The organism is Tissierellales bacterium (assembly GCA_025210965.1).
GTDB lineage: Bacteria > Bacillota > Clostridia > Tissierellales > JAOAQY01 > JAOAQY01.
The window spans coordinates 1-9637 of record JAOAQY010000128.1; the positions used below are offsets into that span (position 1 = coordinate 1).

General features: G+C 32.4%; 11 protein-coding genes. 10 read left to right on the forward strand and 1 reads right to left on the reverse strand.

What is annotated here, in order from left to right; genetic code table 11:
• Positions 1 to 93: 93 nt before the first annotated feature.
• From N4A40_09450 to N4A40_09470, 5 genes are all read left to right on the forward strand, one after another.
• A complete protein-coding gene (locus N4A40_09450; GenBank protein MCT4662072.1) occupies positions 94 to 657 on the forward strand; it encodes an ECF transporter S component in 564 nt (187 codons plus the stop codon).
• Positions 658 to 660: 3 nt separating this feature from the next.
• A complete protein-coding gene (locus N4A40_09455; GenBank protein MCT4662073.1) occupies positions 661 to 2112 on the forward strand; it encodes an energy-coupling factor ABC transporter ATP-binding protein in 1452 nt (483 codons plus the stop codon).
• On the forward strand, positions 2096 to 2851 hold the full coding sequence (locus tag N4A40_09460; GenBank protein MCT4662074.1) for an energy-coupling factor transporter transmembrane protein EcfT: 756 nt from the start codon (positions 2096 to 2098) through the stop codon (positions 2849 to 2851). The genes N4A40_09455 and N4A40_09460 overlap by 17 nt, the downstream gene beginning before the upstream one ends.
• A 19-nt stretch (positions 2852 to 2870) precedes the next feature.
• Positions 2871 to 3695, forward strand: a complete 825-nt coding sequence (locus N4A40_09465) for a DUF169 domain-containing protein (GenBank protein ID MCT4662075.1) — start codon at positions 2871 to 2873, stop codon at positions 3693 to 3695.
• Positions 3696 to 3781: 86 nt separating this feature from the next.
• Positions 3782 to 4420, forward strand: a complete 639-nt coding sequence (locus N4A40_09470; GenBank protein MCT4662076.1) for a hypothetical protein — start codon at positions 3782 to 3784, stop codon at positions 4418 to 4420.
• Between the two features lie 57 nt (positions 4421 to 4477).
• On the opposite strand, the gene N4A40_09475 is transcribed toward N4A40_09470, so the two are convergent.
• The gene (locus tag N4A40_09475) at positions 4478 to 4957 is read right to left on the reverse strand and encodes a hypothetical protein (protein MCT4662077.1); all 480 of its coding nucleotides are present in this window, start codon (positions 4955 to 4957) and stop codon (positions 4478 to 4480) included.
• 295 nt (positions 4958 to 5252) lie between these two features.
• Here N4A40_09475 and N4A40_09480 point away from each other — a divergent pair, with 295 nt between their 5' ends.
• From N4A40_09480 to N4A40_09500, 5 genes are all read left to right on the forward strand, one after another.
• Positions 5253 to 6050 carry a metallophosphoesterase gene (locus N4A40_09480; GenBank protein ID MCT4662078.1) on the forward strand — a complete coding sequence of 266 codons (798 nt, stop codon included), beginning with the start codon at positions 5253 to 5255 and terminating at the stop codon, positions 6048 to 6050.
• A 22-nt stretch (positions 6051 to 6072) separates the two neighbouring features.
• On the forward strand, positions 6073 to 7458 hold the full coding sequence (locus tag N4A40_09485) for a deoxyribodipyrimidine photo-lyase (GenBank protein ID MCT4662079.1): 1386 nt from the start codon (positions 6073 to 6075) through the stop codon (positions 7456 to 7458).
• Position 7459: 1 nt separating this feature from the next.
• Positions 7460 to 7927, forward strand: a complete 468-nt coding sequence (locus N4A40_09490) for an 8-oxo-dGTP diphosphatase (GenBank protein ID MCT4662080.1) — start codon at positions 7460 to 7462, stop codon at positions 7925 to 7927.
• A 173-nt stretch (positions 7928 to 8100) separates the two neighbouring features.
• Positions 8101 to 9168, forward strand: a complete 1068-nt coding sequence (locus N4A40_09495) for a hypothetical protein (protein ID MCT4662081.1) — start codon at positions 8101 to 8103, stop codon at positions 9166 to 9168.
• A gap of 190 nt (positions 9169 to 9358) precedes the next feature.
• Positions 9359 to 9637 (forward strand): response regulator (locus N4A40_09500; protein ID MCT4662082.1); only part of this gene is annotated, 279 nt, incomplete at its 3' end.

A 9637-nucleotide genomic window follows, 5' to 3' on the forward strand; every position in this document is an offset into this window, starting at 1 on the left:
ATAAGCTATCATTCAAATAAATAAAAAGAACGTATATAAACCATGTTATAATTCGTAATGAATATTTAAAATCAAAATTAATGGAGGTATAGTATGAAGAAGTATTTGGAATTGAAAGAGATAGTTGTATTAGCTATGATTAGTGTTATTATGGGTGTTGTATTTGTAGGATTAGATTCTATATATCAGCCATTACAAGTCATTGCAGGCCCACTTGGAGGAGATTTAATTTATGGAATTTACTTAATTTCTGCGATATTGTCGATGTATTTAGTGAGAAAGCCTGGAGCAGCAATGGTAGGTTCTCTATTTACAGGATGTGTAAATTTATTGATGGGAAGTCCATATGGAATTCATATAATAGTGGCATCATGTCTGCAGGGATTGGGAGTTGAAGTTGGAACAGCGATTGGAGGATATAAAAAATTTAGTTTTATAAATGTTGTAGTATCAGGTATATTAGCTATGATATTTGTGACAACTAGAGACTACTTTGTATTTGGTTTTTCATACTTAGGAAGCTTAGTGCCTATGATGTTAGCGATAAGAGTTATAAGTTCTATAGTTTTTGGTGCAGGTCTGAGTGTGGCTATTGGAAGTGGACTTAAGAAAACTGGAGTATTGTCAGGGTTTAAAATTGCTAGAGAAGAGTATTAATTTATGATAAAGATTGAAAATTTGAGTCTATCATTTTCAAAGAATAAAGAAGTATTTTCAGCTATAGATTGTGAATTTGAAAAGGGTAAAATAAGTCTAGTTTCAGGTAAAAGTGGATGCGGAAAGAGCTCATTACTAATGTCACTAATGAGACTGATACCAGGAACAATAGATGGTAGAGTTGGAGGAAACATTTTATTTAAAGATAGACGAATAAATGAAGTTCCAACATTTGAAATGGCCGACAAAATGAGTTATGTATTTCAAGATCCAGAAAGTCAGCTATGCACATTTACAGTAGAAGAAGAATTGGCATTTGGGTTAGAAAATTTAAACGTAGAGCCAGAGGTGATAAGGGAAAAGATAGATTATTATTTAGAATTACTCGAAATAGGGTTTTTAAAAAACAGGCCTCTCAATAGTTTATCTGGTGGAGAAAAACAATTGGTTGCAATAGCAACAATTATAGCTATGGAACCAGAGGTTTTGATATTGGATGAGCCAACAGCTAATCTAGATCCCAAAATGACAAATAAAATATTTAGCACCATAAAAAAGATTCAGGACTTAAAGCAGACTACGATAATAATAGTAGAGCATAAAATAGATGAGATAATTGACTGGATAGACGATATTTTTTGGCTCGAAAAAAAAGAAATGAAAAAAATAACTAAAAATGAATTGAAAAAAACAATTGAAAGTGTTCAATTGAAAACATGGGAAATCAAAGAAGAAAAAACAGATATTTGTTTGAAAGCTAAAGATATATCGTTTTCATATGGTGATGCAGAGGTTTTAAACAATGTGAGCTTCGAATTAAATTATGGACAAGTACTAGCAATAGTAGGTCACAATGGAGCTGGAAAATCTACATTATTTAAGATAATTATGGGATTAGAACGCTGTAAAAGTGGAGAAGTATGGATTGGTGATAGCGAAATCAAAGATATGTCACCTTGCCTTATTGGAAGTCGTATGGGTCTTGCATTTCAAAATCCAGAGCATCAATTTTTAAAAGATAGTGTAGAATCTGAATTGAAATTCGGAATGAATAGTATTGATAAAAAATATGAAATGGAAAGACTTGAGTATTACCTAAAAGAATTTGAATTAGAGGATGTTAGATTACAAAATCCATTTACACTCAGTCAAGGTCAGAAGAGAAGGCTTAGTACTGCATCGATTATGATTGGAGGTCAAAAGATACTTTTATTAGACGAACCTACCTATGGACAAGATAGAGAAAATCTTATAAAACTAATGAAAAGTTTGGAGAGTCTTAGGCGTGACGGTAAGAGCGTCGTCATGATAACTCACGATCTAGAATTGGTTAGAAAATGCTGTGACAAGGTAGTTATAATAAATGATGGACAATCTATTTTTGAAGGAAACCGAGAAGAATTTTTAGCAAAAGCTAGTGATGATATGGGGTGTATTTATGGAAAAAATTTTTGATTTGAAATCATTTCCAACAATATATAAATTGATTTGGTTATTAATCATTACAATTGTTGGTTCCATAGATTACAAGCCATTTCTTGCGATTAGTTTAATTGTAATTGGAATAATTATTGCGAATACATGGACTGAATTTAAAGCCAAAGAGGTATTGAAAACTACTTGGTTTTTCTGGATTATGAGTATAAGTTTTATGATTATAACAGGCGCTACAAGAATGATTTCAGGTCAAAGCGTTGATTTAAATATAGTTTTGGCTCTTGGACTTAGAATTATTGTCATAAGTTTTTATTCTGCGCTTTTTGTAAAGACAACAGAGCCATCAGATTTTGTCATCACGTTGATACAATATTTGAAACTCTCACCTAGGTTGGGATATTCATTTTTGACAGCATATAGATTTTTGCCAACATTTAAAGATGAGCTTAGGACTATAAAATATGCACATCAAGTACGTGGAGTAAATGAAAGTAAAAACATATTTATCAAAGTGTGGCAGATTAAACGATACACAATTCCAATGTTGGCGACAGCTATTCGAAAAGGAATAAGAATTAGCATGGCAATGGAATCAAGAGGGTTTGGAAAGAGCAAAGAGAGAACTTATATAAAGGTTTGTACAATAGAAAAAAGAGATAGCGTTTATTTTACGTTTTCGATTGTGATATTGATGCTTATAATTTGCATATTGTATTATTTTGGTGCGATAGATATAGGATTAGTATATAAGGGATGATACGAAGGGAGATTTTAATATGCCGTTTAAACACGAAAAAATAAAGTATGGATTTGTTCAAGATGAGTTTGATAGTGAACTTTTAAAAAATTATTGTGAAGACTTAGATTGTGCTCTTAATTTTGAGAGAAAACCAGTAGGTGTTAAGTTATATTTTACTGAAGAAGATTATAAAAATGAAGAATGGGAGGAGCCTAGAGGAAAACAATCGTATTGTTGCATGGTTGAAAAAGCAACAAGAGGCAGAATGATGAAAACTAGATTAGAACATCACAATTGTGATGGTGCAACCACAGCATTTCATTTAGAAGAGTCAAGCGAAAGAATAGAATCAGGAATGGAATACTTTTCATATAATTTGTACAAAACTCCAGCAGCAGCTAGAAGAATGAGATCTAGTGTACCAGGTCTTTACAGAACTGGAGCTAAAACTTATGGAATGGCAATAGGTCCGTTGGAGAATTTCACAAAGACGCCAGATATAGTTGTATTTATAGTAAATCCATATCAAACCATGAGACTTCAGCAGGGGTATGTATACAAAGATGGTAAGCGTTTGATTCACACTGGAGCATCTATGCAAGCACTTTGCGTTGAAGCTAGCGTAGAACCATATATGTTTGGCCGAATGAATATAACACCAATGTGTCCTAGTACGAGAATGCTAGCAAAATGGGCGGATCATGAAATGGCAGTTGGATTACCGTACGAGTATTTCGAATCTACAGTAGAGGGAGTTATAGCAACTATAGGAACTACGGATTTGAAAAAGAGAAAAGAAGAAATTACAGAGAGATTTTTGAGTAAGAATAAAAAAATAAATATTCCTTCATATGAGTATTAATTGTATAAAAATAGAATTAACTGCGATTTTACTTTTGTTTTGTGCTAAAATTAATGAAAAGACACAAAATGAAGGTGAATTGCGATATGGTTCAGAAAAAAGATTTAAATATGTATATACTGCTGACATATACGGGATCTATGCTAAGCTCACTCATAAGAAAGCTATCAGACTATCCGTATTCTCATATTGCTATAGGTTTAGACCCTTCTTTTCAGACGTTTTATTCATTTGGAAGAAAGTATTTTTCTAACCCGCTTATAGCGGGATTTGTGAGCGAAGATGTTAAGGAAGGAGTATACACTAGATTTGCAAATACAGAATTTAGTTTATACAAGGTTAAAATCACTAGAGAGCAATACAATGAAATACAAGATATAATTTATGAGTTTGAATGTAATAAGAAATGTTATAGATATAATTTTATAGGTTTGGTTACAGCAAAAGCAGGATTTTCGTTTGAGCGAGATAAGGCTTATTTTTGTAGTGAATTTGCATCAGAAGTAGTGGAACGTGCTGGAATATATGAATTTGGAAAACCAAGGGGGATGATTCACCCTATGGACTTTTTGGATATACCAGAGGTCAAATTAGTTGCAGAAGGTAAGCTTTCAGAGTTTAGACAAGAAACATGGGATGTAATGACTCCAGATTTGAGATGGAGAAGTAAGATACCGCTTCTAGCAAAGGCAAGTGGATTTTATGAAAATATTAGAAGACAGTAAAAAACACATTAACACATAGTTTGTTGACTATGTATTAATGTGTTTTTTCATGCAGTCCTAACAGACTGCAATAGTTTCATCATGATGTTGCCAGTATGGAGCCAATAGATTAGTTATCTTTTCCCAAAGATTTTCAGCTTCTAGAATTTCATGCTTTTTTTCGCAGTACAATGCTAAATCGTATAAAATCCTCAGCGTAGAAAGATCCTTAGGTGCTAATCGAAAGGGGAATTTTGGCAATAATTCGTCTAGCGATTCACAATGTATTATTTCTTCAAATTGGAGATATTTAGAAAGCAGAGCATCGAAGCGATCCCAAAGATCTAGAGCTTTTTCATACAAGTTCAATTGCTCTAGGGATATAGCTTTTGCATAAAGCTTTTTCAATAGTTTCAGATCTTGGTGGGGAACCAATTGTGAAAATGGAATTGAAAACTCATCGAAAGATAAATATTCAAAAGACTGATTTATCTGTGGTAATTCCTTTGCAAACAGCTCTAAATCTTTCATATTCAAGTATTTGTAGTTATTAGTCATCATAGCACCTCTTTTCTACAACAAGTTATTTCTTTATTTAAGTCTAACTAAGACATGAGTCCTAATTGTGTCCTAGGCGTGTATTTTTTAAGCTAACTTTTTAAATACTAATAGTAGTATGACATAATTATAGTTGAAAAGATTTAAAATAAGCTAAACAAACCATGACAAAATGGTTTAATTTGATGACAAAAAGAAGACAATTTAAGTGTGGATTTAATTAAATTTAAAGTACTAAGACTCAGTAATGTTGTGATAAACTAGAATATGAAATGGAGGGCTTGATTTGAAAAAGATGATAAAATGCTTATTAATTATATGTATAGTTGCTTTAGTATATACAGTTTGGGTAGAACCAAATTGGTTGATTGTTAAGAAGTTTGAGATGCTACCTGAAAAGGATAACAAGGTAAGAGTAGTCCAGTTTACAGATACTCAATTAGGTGATTTTTATTCGCTAGAGCAGTTTAAAGCTGCTATAAAAAAAATAAATGAATTGGAGCCGGATATTATATTATTTACAGGAGATTTAATAGATAGAGCCAATGATTATGAAGATATAGAAGCCGTTGGTGAATTACTACAAACACTAAAAGCGCCTCTTGGAAAATTTGCAGTTTGGGGAAACCATGACTATGGCGGAGGTGGACATAAATATTATGCAGAGGTACTTGAAAATGGTGGGTTTCAACTTTTAGTAAATGAAGTACACGAAATAGATGCAGAGGGAACAAAACTAGCAGTAATTGGTGCAGATGATGGTTTGTACGGAGAAGAAAAAGCTCAAAATTTGATAAGTGGATTAGACGAAAATGCTTATAATATATTAATGATACACGAACCAGATTTGATGGACAATTATTTAGAGGGCAATGTAGACTTAGCGCTAGCTGGACATAGTCATGGTGGTCAAGTGGCACTTCCGTTTGTGGGAGCTATTGTAAAGGTTCCACTAGGAGAAAAGTATACGAAGGGTTTTTATGATTTCGATAATGAAAGAAAGTCGAAATTATTTGTAAGTTCAGGTCTTGGAAGTACAAAATTGCCATTTAGACTTTGCAATAGACCTGAGATTATAGTTTTTGATATATAAATTAAAAAGGAGCAGATGCGATATGATTCAAGATACTAGAATAACAAAACATTGTGAAGGTGACAGAAATGGAAAATACGTAGTATATTGGATGCAGCAAAGTCAAAGAACGAATTATAATTACGCATTGGAGTTTGCTATAGAGCGTGCTAACTTGAGAAGAAAGCAACTTCTTGTTGTATTTGGGCTTACAGCAGATTATCCAGAAGCGAATGAGAGGCATTACAAGTTTATGCTCGAAGGATTAGTAGATGTAAATAGAAATTTAGCTAAAAGAAATATTGGTTTTGAAGTTTTAAAGGGTTGTCCAGATGAGGCTATAAAATCAGTGATTCCTGATGCGAGCGAGTTAATTATGGATAAGGGATATATGAAAATTCAAAAGGTATGGAGAAACAATATTAAAGTATGGATAAAAGATAAATATCCTATGGATGTATTTGAAGTAGAGGGAGATGTTGTTGTTCCAATACACATAGCTTCGGGAAATTTAGAATACGCTGCTAGAACTATACGACCTAAGATAACTAAAAAACTAGATGAATATTTACTTACACTTTCAAAAAGAGATATAGACATCAAATGGAATACGAAAATAGAAGCAGAAAAATATGATTTAAATAATATAGAAAAGTTACTTAAAATCTTGCCATTAGACAGAAGTGTAAAGGGATCTGATTATTATATAGGTGGTGAGGAAAAAGCACATGAAGTGCTAAATGTATTTTTAAATGAAAAGCTGAAACACTATGATGTAAGAAATCACCCAGAGTATGATTATTGTTCGGATATGAGTCCATACCTTCATTTTGGGCAAATTTCAGTCGTAGAAATTGCTATATGGGCTAAAAAAACAGCAAGAGATAAATCAATCTCAATTGAATCGATAGAATCGTTTTTAGAAGAAATAATAGTTAGAAGAGAACTTGCAATGAATTACGTCTATTACAATGAAGATTATGATAAATTCGAAGGTATGACAGATAATTGGGCATATGAAACTATGAAAATACATGAAAGTGATGAAAGAGAGTATATTTATAGTTTGGAGGATTTAGAAGAGTTTAAAACTCACGATAAATATTGGAATGCATCTATGAAAGAGATGGTTATAACGGGTAAGATGCATACCTATATGAGAATGTATTGGTGTAAGAAAATCATAGAGTGGACAAAGGATTACAAGACTGCATATGATTATGCAATAAGGCTAAATAATAAGTATTTTATAGATGGAAGAGATGCAAATAGTTATACAGGGGTAGCTTGGTGTTTTGGAAAACACGACCATGGCTGGAAAGAAAGAGAGATATTTGGAAAACTTAGATATATGAATGCAAATGGTTTGAAAAGAAAATTTGATATAGAAAAATATGTAGAAAAAGTTAATAGAATAGGGGATTTATAATATGAAATTATGCACATTGTGTTATTTGAAAAAAGATGATGAGGTATTACTATTACATAGAAACAAAAAAGAGAATGACGTTCATGAAGGTCTATGGATTGGCCTAGGAGGGAAATTAGAAAAGGGTGAAAGTCCTGAGGATTGTGTGAAAAGAGAATTTAAAGAAGAAAGTGGTCTAGATATAATAGCACCTAAAATGAGGGGAGTACTAACATTTCCTGATTTTAGCAAAGGTGAAGACTATTATGTTTTTTTGTACACAGCTGAAGATTATATTGGAGAGCTTATAAAAGATTCTCCAGAGGGATCTCTTAAGTGGGTTGAATATGAAAGTATATTAGATTATCCAACTTGGGAAGGTGATAAAATCTTTTTGAAATGGCTGCAAGAGAAAAAATCATTTTTTTCAGCAACATTTACTTACAAGGATGATAAGTTGGAAAATTACGACGTTGTATTCCATGAATAAATATTAATAAAAATATTTCAAAAAATACTTGAAAAAATAATACATTAGCGTTAATATAAAAGAGTAGTTAATAAAACCTACATTAAAAGGAGGTGTATAAAAAACGGTAGTGGTAGTTGAAGTGATGATGGTTGTAGAAGTACAAAACTAAAACTAGAAAGAAGGAATTTAAAATGAAAAGAATCAATAGAGTGTTGAGTCTTATCGCAACAATGGCCATGATTTCTATGTGTTTTGCACCAGCCGTTATAGCTGATGGAAGCCAGTACAAGTTTTATTCAGATCAAGATCAAGGACAGCTTATGCAATATGTTTCTGAAAATGCAAATCGTTACTTTGAAGCAGTTGAGCGAAATCCAGAACTTTATGGATTGCGTTCGGGAGCTGACTTGAGTGTTAGTAGTCCATTTTCAATTTTCGATGGCGAAACAGGGGATATTACTGATCACAGTGGCGTACTAATTTATGATAGAGGAGAAGTTGTTGGTTATTTCTGGATAGTTCCAGTAGGACATCACATGAGTATGACAATGAGTCTTGGTAATGCTGAAAATTTGGATAGTTTAGAGAATGAGAATGTTAGATGGGTAGACGAAGATGGAGATATATATGCAATTGGTGAAAATCATTCGGAACTCATTTTAGATAATAAAAAAATAGATACAAATATGCCTAGTATCAATGATATTGATGTTACTCAAAGCGCAGTAAGAACTATAATGCCAATAGTAGTTAAAGCATCAAATAACGATAAACCAACAGAAATGAAAAACTTGAGAGTCAATATAGTATTACAAGGCAACCACCCATGGTGCTGGGCTGCAACTTGTGCTGCTATAATCAATTATGAAAAGGATACAAATTTAACTGCAGAAGAAGTAGCAACATACGTATTTGGATCTCCAATAGATAGAGGTGGAAGATGGAGCGACATGAAAAAAGCTTACGACCACTGGGAAATGGGAGATGTTTACGAAACTAGGGCATTGACTTACGATGAAACAAAAGCTGCGATAAATTCAGATAGTCCTATACATATGGGATTGTATTCTGATATAGGTGGTCACTCAATGACTCTTAGAGGATATAGCAAGTTTAATGACGGATATATTCTATATTCTGCAATAGATCCAAACTATGACAATTACGTTTATTTCGAAGGTAGCGAAAATTATTATGGAAGCTATTATGTATTAGGTGGACATAATTTCTATTGGGAAAGAGCCAGAATGGGATGGTAGCATTATAACATAAATAGCAAATAAAGAACTTCTATTGTAAATGATTTTGTGATAGAAGTTCTTTTTATATAGTGTTTTGTTGGAATTTTCAAGAATAAATTAACTGATAGTGAAAAAAACTGTTTAAACTTTAAAAAAAAGGTTAACTATTTTTTATGAAATGGGGGAGAAGATTAAAGGAGGAAAGGATATGGATAAGTATACCATCTTAGTAGTTGATGATATAAAAGAAAATATCGATGTTCTAGTTGGTACTTTAAAAAAGGAATACAAAGTAATATTTGCAACATCTGGACAAAAGGCATTGGACATAGTTAAAACGCAGAGCATAGATTTAATATTGCTTGATATAATGATGCCTCAAATGGATGGATTTGAAGTATGCAAACAGCTAAAGAAAACCAAAGAAACTGCTGAAATACCGATAATATTTGTTACTGCTGACCACGAAGTGATAGATGAGGCTAAG